Source organism: Caballeronia sp. LZ065 (assembly GCF_031450975.1).
Lineage (GTDB): Bacteria > Pseudomonadota > Gammaproteobacteria > Burkholderiales > Burkholderiaceae > Caballeronia.
The window spans coordinates 1259939-1278892 of sequence record NZ_JARUXV010000004.1 but is presented as its reverse complement, the minus strand read 5'-3'; the positions used below and the strand labels follow the sequence as shown (position 1 = coordinate 1278892).

Below are 18954 nucleotides of genomic sequence, written 5' to 3'. Positions count from 1 at the left end.
ATGCTTGGTGTATCGATGAAGTTCCGCGCACCTGTACGGTTCGCGCGGTCCGCGTATCAATGGGACGGATCGGCGTCTGGCGCGCGTTGCGGGGACATCGTGCCGGGATCGGGCGGCAGCGCGGTCAGGAGACGCGGCCCCTGGTGGGCGCCGGCCATCCATACCGCCTGCCAGTCCGCCTCGCCGGTGGGCTCGGCCAGCAGCACGACGATGCTGTGCGCGGCCACCTCCAGTTCGCTCCCCACGAGCGGCCGCGTGATCGCGTCAGGTTCCGCGCTATCGAGGAGCACATTCCATTCCAAGTGCGGCGCGGGCGGGGTGAAGGTGAGCGGCTGGGCCGATGCGTTGAACATGAGCAGCAGCACGTCGATCTCGCCGTCGACGCCCGGCCCCGCGCGCCGCAGCGTGAGCGCGCGTCCCTCGGGATCCTGCCACGCCTCGATGGCGAGCGCGTTGCCGCGTTCGTCGAACCAGCTGACATCGTAGAGCCCAGGAAGCACCTCACGATCGCCGTAGAGAAAGCGCGTTTCGCGCAGGACCGGGTAGTTTTTTCGCAGCGCAATAACGCGCGCGATGAACTCCGTCATCTCGGCGCCTTCCGGGCGAGCCGCCGCCGCCCAGTCGATCCACGAGATCTCGTTGTCCTGGCAGTAGGCGTTGTTGTTGCCGCGCTGGGTGCGGCCGAATTCGTCGCCGCCGAGCATCATCGGCGTGCCGAGCGAGAGCATGGTCGTGGCGATCATCGAGCGTGCGAGACGGGCGCGGACGTCGAGCAGGGCCGGGTCGTCGCTTGGACCTTCCACGCCCCAGTTCGCGCTGCAGTTCTCGTTGTGGCCGTCGTTGTTGCCTTCCTGGTTGGCTTCGTTGTGCTTGTGCGAGTAGGCGGTGACATCGGCGAGCGTGAAGCCGTCGTGCGACGCCACGAAGTTGACCGACGCCCAGGGCTTGCGAAAGCGCCGGTTGAACAGTTCCGCCGAGCCCGTGAGGCGCGCGGCGAGATCCGGGCGCATGCCGGCGTCGCCGCGCCAGAAGCGGCGCACGCCGTCGCGATACTTGTCGTTCCACTCCGCGAAACCGGGCGGATGATTGCCGACCTGATAGCCGTCCGGTCCGATATCCCACGGCTCGGAAATCAGCTTGCGGGTGGAGAGGATCGGGTCCTGGCGGATCGCATCGAAGAAGCCCGAGCCGGGATCGAAGCCATGACCTTCACGGCCGAGCGTCACGCCGAGATCGAAACGGAAGCCGTCGATGTTGAACGCCGTGCTCCAGTAGCGCAGCGAGTCCATAACCATTTGCAGCACGCGCGGATGTGACAGATTCACGGTATTGCCGCAGCCGGTTTCGTTGATGTAATGGCGTTCGTCGCCTGGAATCAGGCGGTAATAGCTGGCGTTGTCGAGGCCGCGCCAGGACACGGTCGGGCCGAGTTCGTTGCCTTCGCAGGTGTGGTTGTAGACGACGTCGAGGATCACTTCGATGCCTGCCGCGTGCAATTGGCGCACGGCGATGCGCATTTCGTTGAGCCGGTGGGTGGACAGATACGACGGCTCCGGCGCGAAGAACGCGGCGGTGTTGTAGCCCCAGTAGTTCTTGAGGCCGCGTTCGACGAGAAAGCGGTCGTTGAGGAATGCGTGCACCGGCAGGAATTCCACGGCTGTGATGCCGAGTTTCTGCAGATGTTCGATGAACCACGGCGACGAGAGCGCTGCGAACGAACCGCGCTCGTGCTGGCGGATGTCGTCGCGGAGCATGGAGGTGCCGCGCACGTGCGTTTCGTAGATGATGGTTTCGCCCCATGGCGTGTCGGGGCGGACGTCGCGCGACCAGTCGAAGGCGTCGTCGGTGACGATGCACTTGGGCATGGCGGGCGCGGAATCGCGGCGGTCCATCGACATGTCGAGCCGGTTCGAATGCACGCGATAGCCGAACAGCGCATCCGACCAGCGCCACGGTCCGACGAGTTTCTTCGCGTAGGGATCGAGCAAGAGCTTGTGCGGATTGAAGCGATGGCCCTGCTGCGGTTGGTAGGGGCCGTGGGCGCGGAAGCCGTAGACGGTGCCGGGATGCGCGCCGGGGAGGTAGCCGTGCCACACCTCGTCGGTGCATTCGGGCAGATCGAAGCGCATCAGTTCCTTGCGGCCCGTGCTGTCGAAGAGGCACAGCTCGATGCGGTGCGCATTGGAGGAGAACACCGCGAAGTTGACACCCAATCCATCCCAGTTGGCTCCGAGCGGATAGGGCGCGCCAGGGAGCAACTTGTCGGGAAGTGCATTTGCCATATGGCCTGTCCTCTTAGTTGTCGTACGGCTTTGCATCGCGACGTTGCGGGAAGCAAAGTCCGGGCCGACCCGATTGTCGGCTGCAAGGCCAATTTCGTCTGTGGGCCGGGCCACACGAGAAATTCAGCTTGTTTGCCGGAACCTTCGTGTGCATGGCGGGCGAATCTGTTCCGCCTATGCAGATACGCTCTCCTGGAAATGACTCGGTCGGCGCAACGAAGCGCGGTCTGCAAACAAAAATTACCACTCGTTCATGAGAAGCGCGTGCGGGCTGAACGCAACGGGTCTACATTGGGTTCGACGATCAAGACAGACGTCAACGCCGATTCATTTCCGCCACCGTACCCACTGAACGTCATGCCCACCTTCGCGAAACCCGTTTTTGCGCCTCAAAAGAACGCTGCCAGGACGCGACAAAGCGCGTCCCGTCCGCTCACGCAACGAGCGCAAGCTCTGCAAGCGCTGCATCAGATCGACGAGGAAGAGGATCAAGCGGGTCAATTGCTGTGGCGTCGACCGGCGAGATCCGAGGATCAAGATGAACGAGGGCGTCTGCCACGGAACGATGCTGGAGAGTCCGGACTCAAACCCTCCGCGACCTTCTTTGGCGTTCAAGAGTTGAGTGAGGGTGACGACACGCGCTATTTCATCCCCATGAGCGGCACATTCCGCGAGGTGGAGTACGTGAGCGAAACCGAATGGTTCAGGCTATCCGATTCCGCCGCGCAGGCGAGGAATCGCGCAACGGTGTTCTGGCGCGGATCCGATTGGGCGCTGAGCCCTGCCTGGCGCATCAAGGGTTGGCAATACGACTCGAAGCCCTTCCGCTTTCGGGACCCGGATGTTCCCGAAGAACGAGCTCGCGAGATGCGCTGGGATCTACGGAGGGCGCGGGATGCCGCGCTGTGGTCGACCAGCCAGGCGCTGCAGGCGCTCGTCGCCCAGGCGCTGAGCGGGGCAAGGAAGCGCTTGCTGGATATCTTCTTCGGGAGCAGTTCCGAAAAGCTCGGTCGTGAACTGGGACGGCGGATACGAGCGGCCCAGCGGGCGCTCGCGAGCATTCGTCCATCGGCGGAGATCCGGTATCGTGCTGCAGAGGGGCTGGCGCTCATGTCCACGGTCTATGGTGGCCGTCCTCCCCGTTTTACGTCGGGCTCGGGGAGCAGCCTGAATCTGTACCGCAGTGAGGGTGAAGCAGGCAAGGGGCCGTACCTGATGTACGCCTATGATGCCGGTATGAAGGCGCTGAAAGAACAGAAAGGGGCGCATTATTTTGAGGCGATGCGCGATACGCTGCTACACGAGAGCTTTCATGTCACCAACCCCATCGAGTTCGACATGTACGAAGACTGCGTCGATGGGGAACCGGACGTCGCTCCGCTGATCACCCACGCCGCGCACGAGATCAAGACGAAGGGTTCAGGAAGCGTGCCCGAGATGCTTCTGAAGAAGACCTTGCTCATGCATCGGACGAGGGTTTCGATCCATGAACCAGCGCCCACTTTTTTGTCCGAAGACGGTGGGCTGGATGAAGCACGATTTGAAGCGGTGTGGTCGGATATGCCCGAACGCAAGGGGCTGCTTGCCGACATACTCGACGATTTCGCGCCCTATATGTTCAATAACCCCGACTCTTTCATGCGCGTGGTGGACGGATTGTCGATGCTGAACAAGGACCCGGCCGCGCTCGACGATTTCTTCGCAGATTACGAGGCGTTCCTGATTGATGATCGTCTGGTCCTCAACTGGAAGTGAGAGTGGTGCCTCATCAGCAGCCATAAACTCAGATAAACCTGAGTCCGGCTGATAATGCCGGTAACCGCGGGCCAGTTGTGAAGCAGGCAGCTTGCGAACGAGACAAGAACGGCCGTAGTCGCGAAACTTCTCAATCCGCTCGCGCGCCCGCCATAACTGGATGTCTCATCTTTCGAGAGATTCTCGCGCCGGCCTCGTGACGTCGATTGAGCGATTTCGGGGCATGCTCATGCGCAGCCGTTCTGCTTCCTGAAATAGCGTGCGCAATGACGCAAAAAATGTCATCTCGATCTGATGCGGTTGAGTTCTGCGCCTGGATGACCTCTATCATGGCTCGTCAGATGCACAGCCGTGCGGGGCCCACCCGATGCGGATCCATTCTCTGGAGTTGGGTGCGCTTTGCCTCGTGCCTTGAGAGTCTGCTTACAGGAGTGACTTGGTCATGCCAAGGTTTCAGGATCTGCTTCGCGTTCCCGCAAAGACGTTCTCGAGCGAGTCACAACATGCGGAGCCGCGCAGGCAATACCACGACGCGGCCTTTGCTGCGAACGACCAGAGTGAAGAAGAGTCTGCCAGCTTTCCGGTGTTCGACTACCCGGGCATTGTTGCCTGGTTGATCGGCTGGCCGGCATCGAAAATCCAGGAGACAGGTCACTTGGACAAGGATGCCAAGCCATTCGCCCATCGGACCTGGAACCTCAGTGAAGCCAAGGCGTGTGAGATGCGGGCGGCCATTCGGATTGCCCGAGTGAATGCCATAACCATGACAACTCATGCGCTGGAGGCGCTGGACGATCCCGCCGTGTGTACGTCCCGGAATCTGCTTCTGGATATTTTCTTCGGAGATCACAGCGACTCCGCTGTTTCCCGGCTTGGAACGCGGATTCGTACATCGAAGCTCGTGCTGGAAAGTTTCAGGCCATCGAAGGATATCCGCTACGAAAAGCAAGCCGAAGACGCCGTCATGGGGACGGTCTTATCGAACAACAGACCACGGTGTTTCACGACGGGCGAAGGCGATAGCTTGGCGCTTCATCATCGTCCAATCCGTTTTTTTGAATCTGCGTATTGGATGACGGCTTATCAATACGGGATGGGAGAAATGATGCGTCTTGCTGCATCGCATTTCTCCCGTGGCCTGAGTACCACGTTGATTCGCGAGAGCGTGCATGCAACTGATGAGTGCCGTTTCGAGGTATATCACGGAACGACTTGTTACGGACTCACGGTATCCCGGCTGGTCCTGTTGGCAGCGCACGAGATAAGAAGTAAGGGTATCAGAGGGGTCGGCGCGGATTTGCTGAGACAGACATTGACCATCTATCTGAGAGGGCTGGAAAGCGATGGCTATATGACCGGAGTGAAAGCCACGCCGAAGGAAAATGGAGAAACCTTTCAGGATAGATTCGAAGCTCTCTTGGCAGATCCAGACCGCCGACACGCGGTGCTTAGCGATATGCTGACCCAATATTCGCCGTACATGGTCGACAATGCGGACTCTTACAAGTTCGCTGTGGAGGGCCTGTCACTGTTGAGAAGCGATCCTGGATCGCTTAACGGCTTTTTCGACGCCTACAGCAGTTATCTGTCTGATCCGTCTGGCACATTGTTTTGGCAGCGTTTTTAGACTGAAGACGGAGGGGACATTTCTGCGTGACCGCCTCGAATGGCATTGGCAGGATCGAGAATGATGGCAATGCATTTTTGGGCATGGAAAGCTTCGGCGCATGACGACGAAAACATGAGCAAGAGCGATCTGCTTGGTTCGGCCGCGATAGCGGCGGCGGCGGTCAATCAGGTCGGTTCGTGCTTTCTTGCTAGCGCCTTCCGACTCATGCTGTCGCCTCGTTTCCTATGCATGCGCTTCGATGGGCTTTTCCGTATTCGCTCTGGTCCTTCGCGTGGGTTGCTTGTGTTTGGCTTGCCTGCGCTTTCATGGACTTCCCGTATTCGCGTTGGTTTGCTGGCACTGCCCCTCCCCGGGGCGGGGGTAACTTTCTTTGCCGCTGCAAAGAAAGTCACCAAAGAAAGCAGCTTCTTATCGCCCAAGGTTCAGTAGTGGCGCGACACAGAAGCACCTCACTGGCCCGGCAATAGCGAGTGCCCTCACAGGCCTAACCGGGCGTGGATCGCGGACCCACCGTGACAACGCGCCGTTTAACGAACTGGTGCAGCCCCTGAAAGCGCCGGCCCAGCGCTACGCGCTGCCGCAGGGTATGCAAGGGAAACCAGTGGGCGGCACGAGCAGTGAGATGGAGGCATCAGCAAACAGGCGCGGGCAGACCCGATTGACCGGACGGCGGCGCGAAGCGCAGCGCCGGAGCTTTGAGGGGCTGTACCAGTTTGTTCAATGGCGCGGTTGCACGGTGGGTCCGCGATCCACGCCCGGTGGGGCCTATGAGGGCACTCGCTAGTGCCGGGCCAGAAATATGGTTCTGTGCTGTGCCCGTGTGCTGACACTGGGCGATAAGAAAGCTGCTTTCTTTGGTGACTTTCTTTGCAGCGGCAAAGAAAGTTACCCCCGCCCCGGGGAGGGGCAGTGCCAGCAAACCAACGCGAAAACGGGAAGTCCATGAAAGCGCATGGCGAGAGAAGGGCAGCGCCAACAAACCGATGTGCTCACAAGTTTCATGCAAGCATCCAAGCACCGCCCACCCAACCCCAATCCCCTTTCAATCGGCCCGCAGAACCACCGTCGCCAACGGCGGCAACGTCAACGCTGCCGACTGCCCGCGTCCATGACTCGGATAGTCATCGGTATGAATAACCCCGCCATTGCCAAGATTCGACCCTCCATACACCGAGGCATCGGAATTGAACACTTCGCTCCAGCGCCCGGCCCGCGGCATGCCGATCCGATAAGCCAGCCTCGGCACCGGCGTCATGTTGCAAACAATAACGAGATCGCGCCCTTCGGCATCAGTCCGCCGATACGCATACACACTATTCCCGTTGTCATCGCCGACGATCCATTCAAACCCGCGCGGATCGCAATCCAGCTTGTGCAACGCCGGTTCGCCCGTATAGAGCAGATTCAAATCACGCACGCATTTCTGCAACCCGCCATGCAATGCATCTTCAAGCAGATGCCAATGCGGTGACTCATCATGATTGAACTCCGCAACCTGCCCGAACTCGCCGCCCATGAACAAGAGCTTCTTCCCCGGATGCGTCCACATGAAGCCGAAATAAGCCCGCAGATTGGCAAACTTCTGCCACCGGTCTCCCGGCATCTTGCCGATCAACGAGCCCTTGCCATGCACCACCTCATCGTGCGACAACGGCAGCACAAAGCGCTCGGAATACGCGTACACCATCCCGAACGTATAAAGATGATGGTGATACTGGCGATAGACCGGGTCTTCCTCCATGTAATGCAGCGTGTCGTGCATCCACCCCATGTTCCACTTGAAGTCGAAACCCAGTCCGCCGCTTTCCACGCTCGCCGTCACGCCGGGCCAGGCCGTCGATTCTTCCGCCACCGTGATCGCGCCCGGAATCTGCCGCACTTCATGATTGAGGTGCTTGAGAAATGCAATCGATTCCAGATTCTCGCGTCCGCCGTAAATGTTGGGCACCCATTCACCCGCCTTGCGCGAATAGTCGCGATACAACATCGACGCCACCGCGTCCACACGCAGACCATCGACGTGATAGCGCTTCAGCCAAGCCAGACCCGATGCAATCAGGAACGCACTCACCTCGTTGCGTCCGAGGTTGTAGATCATCGTGTTCCAGTCCTGGTGATAGCCCTCGCGTGGATCCGCGTGCTCATAGAGCGGCGTGCCGTCGAACTGCACCAGTCCATGTGCATCGTTCGGGAAGTGCGCCGGCACCCAGTCGATGATGACGCCCAGTCCCGCCTCGTGCGCGCGGTTCACGAACTCGGCGAACTGCTCCGGCGTGCCGAAGCGCGCTGAAGGTGCGAATTGCCCAAGCGGCTGATAACCCCACGAACCCCCAAACGGATGCTCGGCGATCGGCATGAATTCGAGGTGCGTGAAACCCATGCCCTTCGCATACGGAATCAAACGCTCCGCCAGCTCGTGCCAGTTCATGCCGCGATTGGCTTCCTCCGGCACACGCAGCCACGATTCGGCATGAGCCTCATAGATCGTGATAGGCGATTGCGCCGTCTGCTTGCCGCCACGTGAAGCCATCCAGTCGGCATCGGTCCACGCGTAATGATCGATGGCATCCGCATCCGCGACCACCGAGGCTGTCGACGGCGGCTTCTCACTCTGCATCGCACACGGGTCGGCCTTGAGCGGCAGCGTATGCCCTTCGCGCGTGACAATCTCGTACTTGTAGCGCGTGCCCGCGCCAATGCCCGGAATGAACAGCTCCCACACGCCCGCGTTGTGACGCAGGCGCATCGGATGACGACGGCCGTCCCAGGTGTTGAAGTCGCCCACCACCGACACACGCCGTGCATTCGGCGCCCACACGGCGAAGCGCGCGCCCGCCACATTGTCATGCGTGACCGGTCGCGAGCCCAGGCATTCGAGCACGGCATAAGGATCGGCGTGCGAGAGACGCGTCAGCCATTCATCGGAGAGCGTGGGGCCAAAGGAATACGTATCGTGCGTTTCCTGCGGCGTGCCATGCCAGTCAACTTTCAACCGGTACGCCGCAGGCCTCTCGACGAAGCCCGCATACAGTCCCGCGTCGTGAATGCGCGTCAGCGCGCCGAGATGCTCGCCGCTCTTCGCATCGACGACGCTCGCGCCCGATGCACCCGGCAGATAGGCGCGCACGACGTGGCCGACATCGGTCTGATGCATGCCGAGCATCGAGAACGGGTCAGGATGGCGCGCGTCGACGAGCGCGTCGATATCGAGCGGATTGAGGCCGTGCGCCGGATTCCTGGTATCCGCCGGATCGCTACGATTGTTCATGGTGGGTTCCATCCGGATTGTCCTTGGTTGCTCCGTACACAGGTCGCGTGCCGGGTGCGGGCGGCTCGCCCGTGTCGCCCAGCAGGCGGCTCGCGAGCGACGCGAGACCCCGCAACGGAAGGCCGATCCAGGTCGGCCGGTTCGCTGCTTCGTAGCGGATTTCGTAGGCGGCCTTCTCGATCAGGAAGAGATCGAGCAAGGGCTCGAACACATCGTCAGCCGCGATCTGTTCAGGCGATGCGGCGATGGCTGCCATGTACTCACGCAAGAAGCTTTCCTCGGCAATCGCCCGCAGCCGTTCGAACAGCGCGCGCTTGCGGTCGGCGGTTAGCGCGGGCGCCACTTCAGTCGTCGACTGCGCTGCGGCGCTCGCATACGACAGCGAACGCAGCAAGCCGGCGACATCGCGCAGCGGGCTCGTCTTCCTGCGGCGCTCGTCCAGCGCGCGCGCCGGTTCGCCCTCGAAGTCGATCAGATACGCATCGCCCTGCGCCATCAGCACCTGACCCAGATGGAAGTCGCCATGGATGCGAATACACAGCGCATCGGCGGACGGCGCGACCAGCTTCTTCACGGCATCGACCAGCATGTCGCGCCGGTCCAGCAGGCTCTGCGCGAGGAACGTATCGTGTTCGTTGAACTCGCCGATCTTCTGCGCCACGATATCCAGCGCCGATTCAAGCAGCTTCAGCGTGCCGTCCATCCAGTTCTTCACATCTTCCTCACTGGCGCGCTGCGGGGCGAACGCCGCGTCGTCAGTGGGACTCGCGAGCGCGACGTGAAGTTCGCCCAGCCGCTTGCCGATCACGCCCGAAATGTTCGAGTAGCCGGTGAAGCCTTCGGCCTGGGCATCGCGTTCCTGCGTGTTCTCCTCGTTTTCGACGACCACCGCCAGCTCATCGACGGTGCGGCGCAGATAGTCGAGCGCGTAGTTCCACGCATCGCCCTGATTGTCGATGAAGCCCTGCAGGATCACGAGCGTATGCGGCACGCCTTCCGGATCGACGCGCACCACTTCGCCATACAGCGGACCCGTGTTCGCATAGCCGAGGCTCGTCAGATAGCGGCTCATCTCCGCTTCCGGATGAATGCCGCCGACCACGCGCCGCACCAGCTTGAGCACGACCGTATCGCCGACCACGAGCGAGCTGTTGCTCTGCTCGGCCGCAAGCCAGCGGATCTCAGGCGGCTGGGCCGGATTGAAGTCGAGCTGGTCGAGGCGTTCCGTCGGCAGAAAGCGGATTTCGCTCTTCTGCACGGTAGGCACGACCGCGCGTTCCTTGAGCTTGCGCAACACACCGTAGGCGAATTGCGGCACCGAGAACGCGTCGGTCAGATGACCGATGTTGCGATTGCGCCGCACGCGCGCCAGCGCCAGCTGCATGTACAGCGGCGAGGTGGTTTCCGTGCCCCACGCAATCGACAGCGGCAGCACATAGCGTTCACAGTGGTCGCCGACATCGGCTTCGATCTCGGTGAAGGCAAAGCCCGCGTTCTCGATCGTCGTCAGCGCGGCGAGGCGCACCGCATGCAGCTTCTGATCCTTCGACGCAAACCAGCGGCGCTTGCTCAGATAACTCGGCAGCACTTCGGATTCGAGCAGGCGCACGTTCTCAGGCGTCGGTCCGGTTTGGCCGGCGCGAATCACCATCGTGACGAACTCCGGCAATTGTTCGGACGGCGCCTGCGCCCATGCGGGCCGCATGTTGCCGGGACACAGCTGGAACCACAGGAAGCCATACGGCGGAAAAGTCAGCAGATAAGTCAGCTGGCCGATCGGCGGGAACGGCGAGTCGGCGGTCATTTCCAGCGGCACCGAGCCGGCGAACTCCGACAGGTCCAGCTCCACCGCTTGCGGCGCACGCGAGAGGTTCGCCACGCACAGGATGGGCGGCTCGCCTTCCAGTTCGCGCACATAAGCCAGGATCTTGCGGTTCGCGGGCCGCAGGAAGCGGATCGTGCCGCGTCCGAACGCATGTTTCGAACGGCGCACCGCGAGCATCTTGCGCGTCCAGTTCAGCAGCGAATGCGGATCGCGGCTCTGCGATTCCACATTGACCGCGTCATAGCCGTAGAGCGAGCCCATTACGGGCGGCAGTACCAGTTGCTCCGGATCGGCGCGCGAGAAGCCGCCGTTGCGGTCCGACGACCATTGCATCGGCGTGCGCACGCCGTCGCGGTCGCCCAGGTGGATGTTGTCGCCCATGCCGAGCTCGTCGCCGTAATAGATGACCGGCGTGCCCGGCATCGAGAGCAGCAGCGAGTTGATCAGTTCGATACGGCGTCGGTCGCGTTCCATCAGCGGCGCGAGCCGCCGGCGAATGCCCAGGTTCAACCGCGCGCGGCGGTCGCTCGCATAGGTGTTCCACAAGTAGTCGCGCTCGGAGTCCGTGACCATTTCGAGCGTGAGTTCGTCGTGATTGCGCAGGAAGATCGCCCATTGGTTCGTCTCGGCGAGGTCCGGCGTCTGCCGCATGATGTCGGTGATCGGGAAGCGGTCTTCGCTTGCAATCGACATGTAGATGCGCGGCATCAACGGGAAGTGGAACGCCATGTGGCATTCATCTTCATCGCCGAAGTATTCCTTCACGTCCTCCGGCCACTGGTTCGCTTCCGCGAGCAGCATGCGGTTCGGATACTCGGCGTCGATGGTCGCGCGGATCTTCTTCAGGATGTCGTGCGTTTCCGGCAGGTTTTCGTTGTTCGTGCCTTCGCGTTCGACCAGATACGGCACCGCGTCCAGCCGCAGGCCGTCGATGCCCATGTCGAGCCAGAAGCGCATCACCGACAGCACTTCCTTCAGGACCGCGGGATTGTCGAAGTTGAGGTCCGGCTGGTGCGAATAGAAGCGGTGCCAGTAGTACTGGCCCGCGACCGGATCATGCGTCCAGTTGGACGGCTCCGAATCGATGAAGATGATGCGCGTCTCTTCGTATTTCTTGTCCGTGTCGGACCACACGTAGTAGTTGCGGTGCGCCGAGCCGGGCTTCGCATGGCGCGCGCGCTGGAACCACGGATGCTGGTCCGACGTGTGATTGATGACCAGTTCGGTAATCACGCGAATGCCGCGCGCATGCGCTTCCTGGATGAAGCGCTTGACGTCCGCAATCGTGCCGTAGTCGGGATGCACGTTGCGATAGTCGGCGATGTCGTAGCCATCGTCGCGACGCGGCGATGGATAGAACGGCAGCAGCCAGATTGCATCGACGCCCAGCTCCGCGATGTAATCGAGCTTCGCGAGCAGGCCGGGAAAATCGCCGATGCCGTCGTTGTTCGCATCGAAGAATGACTTGATGTGAACCTGATACATGATCGCGTCTTTGTACCAGAGCGGATCGTCGCTGAGAATCGACGCCTTCTTGTTGCGCTTCACCCTTGTATCCACGGTTTCGCTCCAATGTTCTGTCGGGCTCGCCGATGTCGGTTCGCCCTTGTTTCTGGTGTGCTTTCTCGGCGCTGCTGTCTGTGTTTTATGGGTTCATGCCGCCGTGTCCGGCTGAGGCTTCGGCAGGCCCCAGGTCGGCGCGATGCGCCAGATCGCAAACGGCAGCGAATGCGGATTGAGCCGCACGTGCTGACGCCGTCCGCGCCATTCGAAACGTTCGCCCGTCACCTGGTCCTCCACGCCCACGGCATCCCATTCGCGCACGCCCCAGGCCTCGAGCGTTTGCCACGGCAGTTCGATGTCTGCGCCCTGCTCATTGAACGGATCGAGATTGATCGCGACCAGCACGACGTTGTCGCGCGCGGCGTTCGCTTTCTCGAAGAACAGGATGTTGTCGTTATGCGCGGGCAAGAAGTTGATGCCGAGATGCGACTGCAACGCGGGATTTGCGCGGCGGATGCGGTTCAATGCGGTGATCTCGGTGACGATGTTGCCGGGCCGGTTCCAGTCCCACGCGCGGAGTTCGTACTTCTCGGAGTTCAGATACTCCTCGCTGTTCGGCAGCGCGGCGGACTCGCACAGTTCGAAGCCGCTGTACACGCCCCACAAGCCGGACAAGGTGGCCGCCAGCGCCGCGCGGATCACGAAACCCGGCCGTCCCGAGCTTTGCAGGAAGCGCGGGTTGATGTCCGGTGTGTTCACGAAGAAGTTCGGACGGAAGAATTCCTTCGCGTCGGTCTGCGCGAGGTCGTGCATGTACTCGATGAAGTCGCGCTTGCTCTCGCGCCAGGTGAAGTACGTGTACGACTGCGAGAAGCCGAGCTTCGCCAGCCGGTTCATCACGCGCGGCCGCGTGAAAGCTTCCGCGAGGAAAATCACGTCGGGATGGCGCGCGCGCACGTCGCCGATCACCCATTCCCAGAACGGGAAAGGCTTGGTGTGCGGATTGTCGATGCGGAAGATGCGCACGCCCGCGTCGATCCAGTGCAGGAAGACGTCGCGCAACGAAGTCCACAGTTCAGGCTTCGCGTCCTGCGCATAGAAGTCCGGGTTCACGATGTCCTGATACTTCTTCGGCGGGTTCTCCGCGTAACGCAGCGTGCCGTCCGGACGCCACGCGAACCACGTCGGATGCTCCTTGAGCCACGGGTGGTCTGGCGAGCATTGCACCGCGAAGTCGAGCGCGATCTCGAGACCATGTTCATGCGCGGCTTCGAGCATGCGCTTGAAGTCATCGAGATTGCCGAGTTCCGGATGCACCGCCGTGTGTCCGCCTTCCTTGCCGCCGATGGCATACGGACTGCCCACGTCGCCCGGCTCGGTCGTCAGCGTGTTGTTCTTGCCCTTGCGGTTCGCCACGCCAATGGGATGGATCGGCGGAAAGTAGAGCACGTCAAAGCCCATCTCGCGGATGCGCGGCAGCTTGCCGATCACGTCGATGAACGTGCCGTGACGGTTCACGTCGTCGCTCATCGAACGCGGGAAGATCTCGTACCAGCTCGCGAAGCGCGCGGCGGCGCGTTCGGCGTCCACGCGATACACCACCGGATCGCGCGACAGGAACGGACGGTGCCGCGCCGCCGCCACTGCCTTCGCGGTCGCGGGTGCGAGCACCAGTTCCAGCTTGCGCGCGTCGTTGGCCTTGGTGAATTCCTTGACGATGGCGTCGAGCGAGGCGCTGTCGGAGTTGACGTCGCCGGCGGTCTTGACTTCGGCGAGGATCAGCGCGAACAGATGCTTCGCTTCCTCCACTTCCAGCTCGACGGTCTGCCCGGCCTTCAGCTTCTTCTGCATGTGATCGACCAGCGACGCGTAGTCGTCGCGCCACGCCATCACGACGAACTCGTGACGCCCCACGCGTTCCAGCGGAATGCGCGCGCGCCACAAATCGAGGCCGGCGGGCTGCACGGCGGTCATCGGCGCTTCGTGCCAGTCGGTTTCATCCGCGGCGCGCCATTGCACCGAGGCGGCGATCTTGTCGTGACCTTCGGCGAAGATCGCGGCCTGCACTTCCAACGCCTCGCCGACGATCCGTTTTGCCGGGAAGCGCCCGTGATCCACCGACGGCGTAACGCTTTCAATCGACACACGCGACGCGGCGATCGCCTCGGCCACCGATTTCTTGTCGGCGGCCTTCGCGCCGCGCTTGACCTGCGGCTGCGCGAGCAGGATGAACGGCTCGGCTTCGGCGCGGAACAGGCGCACTTCGCCCGCGTGCAGCGTGAACGGCGCGAGGCGTTCGGCCTGGCCGAGGGTGTCGTCGATCGGTGCGAAACGCGTGTAGTTGCCCGGCACGGATTCGAGCAGATGCAGCGTATCCACCTGCACCGGCGCGACGAGATCGGGATTGAACACCGCCAGCACGGCGCCTTCGCTGCGCCGCAGATCGCCGCCGTCGGCGCGGATCAGCGCCGCGTAGGGCGTGCCCGCGCCGGTGAGCGAACGCAGTTCGCCGACACTCGACAGCGTCGCCACATTGCGTTGCAGATCATTGGCGCGGCGGATGCGCGCCGTCAGGTCGATGCGCTTCTCGTTCGTCGCGCGCGCGTATTCGGCCGCGACGCCATACTGCGGCGACAGCGGCAGGCCGATGCCGTATTCGAAGCCCATCGGCACCATCCAGCCGGTGCCGAGCGCGGCGGCGGTGTCGAGCACGCGCGTATAGGCGCGTTCGAGCAGTGCGGTGTCGCTGGTATCGGTCAGGTCGCCGATGAAACGCGTGCCGAACGGATCTTCCGGAAACGCCACCGGCGACGCAATGCGCGCCAGCGCCGCGTGTTCGTCGAACAGCCAGGCGCTCTTGAAGTCCCACCAGCGGGTGGAGGTGAACACGGCGTCGAAGGCGGCGTCGGAGAGGCCGTGCAGGTCGTGACGCGTGACGCCGACCGTCCACGCGAGCCAGCGCGATTCCGGATGCTTTTCCCGGACCGCCGCGCCAAGGCGTCGCCACACGTGCGCGGGCACGGCGTGCGGCGCATCGAAACGAAAGCCGCCGACGCCCGCATCGGACATCTGGTTCAGCTCGCGCGCCCACCATTCGGTCAGGCGGTCCGCGGCTTCACCGTTCGTGAAGTCGGCCCAGGCGACGTCGCGCTTGCGCGGCGGCATGCGCGGGTCGAGGCGCGCATCGGCGCTTTCGAACGGCTGGAACCAGTGCTTGTTGTCCTGGTACAGGCCGCCTTCGGCGCTGACCCGGTCGATCACGATATCGACCAGCAGCGTGAGCGCGTGCTTCTGCGCGGCGGCGGCGAGCTGACCCAGCCCTTCGGCGGCGTTGCCGTCGAACTCGAATACGGGATGCAGACGGTGATGATCGGCGACGGCCTCGCGATGCCCGTTGCTGCCGGGCACGAACGGCGAGCCGATCAGGACGTGATCGAAGCCGAGCGCGGCCGCATGCTCGAACTGGGCCGCCCAGTTCGCAAGAGGGCCGACGAGCAGGGGATCGATGAAGTAGATACGCGGCGCGTACGCATGATGAGCTTGATGGTTTTCCATCGTTCGTATTTTCCAGAGTCGTCCTGCGGTGGCGGGGATGCGGACTTCGATCGCGATCGCGCTCACGGACCAAACGGCTGAAGAGCCGGTCCGCACGTTCCGGCGCATGGCGCACTGCTGCTCGCGTGCGGGCAATAGGCGCGGAACCGGTCGAATGTCGACATCGGCCTGTTCGCCTGTCGCGCGATACCGTGCGCCAGGCGCAATTCGCGCTCGCGGTGCGCCACGCGTCCCGGCAGTCGATCCCGAACGAATGCCCCAGGAACATCGCACGGGGAGGGAGCACGTTGCGTGCCGCGCCCGGCACGCCGGCCGCGTCAGCTCTGCATCAGGGCACTACTATGGAGCAAGTGCAGGCGTCGCGCTCACGCACTGCGCGCGACGAGCGTTTTGTCGGTTGTGAGTGCATGCGCGTCCTGCGCCGGCACGGACACCGGCGCGGGCACGGCCTCGGCGGCACGGCGCGGCCGCAGCGCTGTCCGGCTCGGCCGGGCATCGCTCACGCCGGCGTACAGTGCGACCATCTCCGCGACGGCTTCGTTCCATCCGAAATCGCAGGACATCGCGTTGCGCTGCAGCGCGCGCCACACTTGCGGACGCATGTAGGCGTCGAGCGCACGGGCGGCGGCGTGGAGAATGTCGTCGGCGCGTTCGCCGTCGAAGAGGAAGCCCGTGGGCGCGTCTGCGGCCCGCTGCACGGAGGCGTGCGCGATGGGCTGGTCGTGCGTGCCGTCGCGCAAATACACGGACGGACGCAGCACGTTGGACGCGATGACATCGGCGTTCTGCGCCGCATCGACGATCGTGTCGGCGAGGCCGCCTACGCGCGATGCGATCGGCAGCGTGCCGTAGCGCATCGCATACATCTGCGTCAGGCCGCACGGCTCGAAGCGGCTGCCGTGCAGCAGGATGTCGGCACCGACGTGCAGCGCGTGCGCGCGCCGTTCGTCATAGCCAATCGTCACGCCGACGCGATCCGGCCATTCCTGCGCCAGCTTGCGGAAGCCTGCTTCGATATGCGCTTCGCCCTTGCCAATCACGGCCAGTTGCAGGCGCGGATGCTGCGCCAGCAGACGCGGCAGCGCTTCGAGCACGACATCGGCGAGCTTCTGGCTGGTCATGCGGCTGCCGATGGCCATCACCGGCGCGAACGGATCGACGGGCAGGCCGAACTTGCGTTGCAGCGCGCGCTTGCAGGCATGCTTGCCGCGCATGTCGTCGAAAGAATAGTTGCGCTCGATGGTCGGATCCGTGGCGGGATTCCACACGTGTTCGTCGATGCCATTCACCACGCCCGACAGCTTGTCCGCGCAGCTTTGCAGCACGCCTTCCATCAGATGACCGAAACGCGGCGTCAGGATTTCGCGCGCGTAGGTTTCGGAGACGGTCGTCACGCGATCAGCGTGGATGATGCCCGCTTTCATCAGACTCAACGCGCCGTAGAACTCGATGCTCTTCGGGTCGCTCAGCGCATGCACGAGCCAGTTGTCGGGCACGCCGAGAGACGCACCAAGCGAGAGCGCATAGTTGCCCTGGAATGCGAGATTGTGGATCGTGAAAACGCTCTTTGCGTGCACGCCAGCAGCCTTCATCAGCAGCGGCGTGAGACCGGTGTGCCAGTCGTGCGCATGGACGATGTCCGGCCGCTTCACGTTGCGCACGCCTTGTGCGATTCGAACTGCCGCCGCCGAGAGCGTCGCGAAACGCACGGCGTTGTCCGTATAGTCGCGGCCTTGCGCGTCCTGATAGAGGCCGGTGCGTGCGTACAGCGCATCGCAGCGCAACAAAAGTATCGGCACGCCGGTATCGGGCATGCGGCCCCGCAGCAAATCGGCGTCGCCGCCGGGCAGGCCGGCAAGCGTGCCGACCTTGGTGAGACCTTCAGCCTGCGCGATCGCGTTCGGATAAGCGGGCAGCAGGATGGTGGCATCGACGCCGGCCTGGCGCAGCGCGGCGGCATAGGCGCTGACCATGTCGCCGAGTCCGCCGGTCTTGGCGAGCGGGACGGCTTCAGAGGCGACCAGCAGAACGTTCAAAGGCAAAATGGGGCTCCTGAGCGAGAGGAACGCGCGGTCGATGCGCCGCGCCGGCGAGTGCTGATCGGGATATGCGAATGGGACTGGCTGGCGCAATGCAGCAATCGCTGTGCCACCCGCTCACGGTCTATGTGCGGTGCAGCACGGGAATGTCCGCCTTTCGTTCGACAAGAGCGTCCGACCGCGCTGATCGGGTGCGGTGCGCAACGGCGTCGGCGCCGCGTGTAAAACTGACAGCGGCGCGCGCCGCGTTTTTACACGCGTGCTCAATGAGTGTGGGGAAGCCGCGTGACAGCGGCGTGATGAAGCGCTGCGTGCTCCCGTCAGCGCCTTCAGCCGCCGACCAGGCTGGCCGCAATATTGATCGAGAGACCCAGCACCGCGAGATTGAAGAAGAACGACAGCACCGATTGCGCGAGCGCGCTGCGGCGCGCGGCGGTCGAGCCCAGCGCGATATCGGCGGTCTGCGAGGCGACCGCGATGGTGAAGGAAAAGTACAGGAAGTCCCAGTAGTCGGGCTTCAGGTGCTTGTCAGGGAAGCGCAGCGCGGGCTCGTTGTCCGGCGACTGATAATAGTGCCGCGCATAATGCAGGGTGAACATCGTCGGGATCAGGAACCAGGCGCCGAGCATGGTTGCGCCGGTGAGCAGGTAGTTCGGCACTGCCTTGACGCCGAGACTCTTCGCGGACGCCAGTTCGACGACAATCGCCACGATGCTCGCCAGCGCCGCCACGCTGACGATCATCAGGACCATCGCCGCGTTTTCGTCCTCGCGCTCGGCCAGCGCCTGCACGTCGCTCTGGCCGGCGGTGGCCATCTGCAGCCAGATCAGCACGAGATAGAGCCACACGGCCGTATCCCAGCCGATCAAGGCGCGCGCGGTCGGACGGAAATGCGCGGGCAGCAGCGCGGCGGCCACACAGCCCACCATCAGCCCGATCAGCATTCGCGGACGGTTGCGCAGCACGGACGGGAGGACGTTTTTTTGCTTGTTATTCGGCATGCACTAAGTCCAGACGGATGCGCGCGATGCCGGGATTATTGCCTATGCGGCTTTCAAACAGCGCAGCGTGTGCTTTGGGTCATTGGCGCGCGCACC

9 protein-coding genes are annotated in these 18954 nt (G+C 62.9%); 3 read left to right on the top strand and 6 right to left on the bottom strand.

Annotated features, from left to right (window positions below; translation table 11 throughout):
• Positions 1-56 precede the first annotated feature (56 nt).
• A complete protein-coding gene (gene glgX, locus QCE63_RS32490; protein ID WP_309838852.1) occupies positions 57-2282 on the bottom strand; it encodes a glycogen debranching protein GlgX in 2226 nt (741 codons plus the stop codon).
• Positions 2283-2639: 357 nt separating this feature from the next.
• Here glgX and QCE63_RS32485 point away from each other — a divergent pair, with 357 nt between their 5' ends.
• The 3 genes from QCE63_RS32485 (at position 2640) to QCE63_RS32475 (ending at position 6096) form a co-directional block, all read left to right on the top strand.
• The gene (locus tag QCE63_RS32485) at positions 2640-4037 is read left to right on the top strand and encodes a hypothetical protein (protein ID WP_309838850.1); all 1398 of its coding nucleotides are present in this window, start codon (positions 2640-2642) and stop codon (positions 4035-4037) included.
• Between the two features lie 442 nt (positions 4038-4479).
• Positions 4480-5664 carry a hypothetical protein gene (locus QCE63_RS32480; protein ID WP_309838848.1) on the top strand — a complete coding sequence of 395 codons (1185 nt, stop codon included), beginning with the start codon at positions 4480-4482 and terminating at the stop codon, positions 5662-5664.
• A 60-nt stretch (positions 5665-5724) separates the two neighbouring features.
• Positions 5725-6096, top strand: coding sequence for a hypothetical protein (locus tag QCE63_RS32475; protein ID WP_309838846.1), 372 nt, complete (start codon positions 5725-5727; stop codon positions 6094-6096).
• A gap of 613 nt (positions 6097-6709) precedes the next feature.
• Here the strand turns inward: QCE63_RS32475 and glgB are convergent.
• The 5 genes from glgB to QCE63_RS32450 all read right to left on the bottom strand — a co-directional run bounded on the left by glgB (position 6710) and on the right by QCE63_RS32450 (position 18858).
• On the bottom strand, positions 6710-8935 hold the full coding sequence (glgB, locus tag QCE63_RS32470; protein WP_309838844.1) for a 1,4-alpha-glucan branching protein GlgB: 2226 nt from the start codon (positions 8933-8935) through the stop codon (positions 6710-6712).
• Positions 8922-12245, bottom strand: a complete 3324-nt coding sequence (treS, locus tag QCE63_RS32465; protein ID WP_404990235.1) for a maltose alpha-D-glucosyltransferase — start codon at positions 12243-12245, stop codon at positions 8922-8924. Before treS ends, glgB begins: the two co-directional genes overlap by 14 nt.
• Positions 12246-12413: 168 nt before the next feature.
• Positions 12414-15818 (bottom strand): maltotransferase domain-containing protein, encoded by a 3405-nt coding sequence (locus QCE63_RS32460; protein ID WP_309838842.1) that lies wholly within the window; start codon positions 15816-15818, stop codon positions 12414-12416.
• Between the two features lie 365 nt (positions 15819-16183).
• Positions 16184-17860, bottom strand: coding sequence for a glycogen synthase GlgA (gene glgA / locus QCE63_RS32455; RefSeq protein ID WP_309838840.1), 1677 nt, complete (start codon positions 17858-17860; stop codon positions 16184-16186).
• Positions 17861-18186: 326 nt separating this feature from the next.
• Entirely contained in the window at positions 18187-18858 is a 672-nt protein-coding gene (locus QCE63_RS32450; RefSeq protein WP_309838838.1) for a DUF1345 domain-containing protein, read from the bottom strand.
• Positions 18859-18954: the final 96 nt, after the last annotated feature.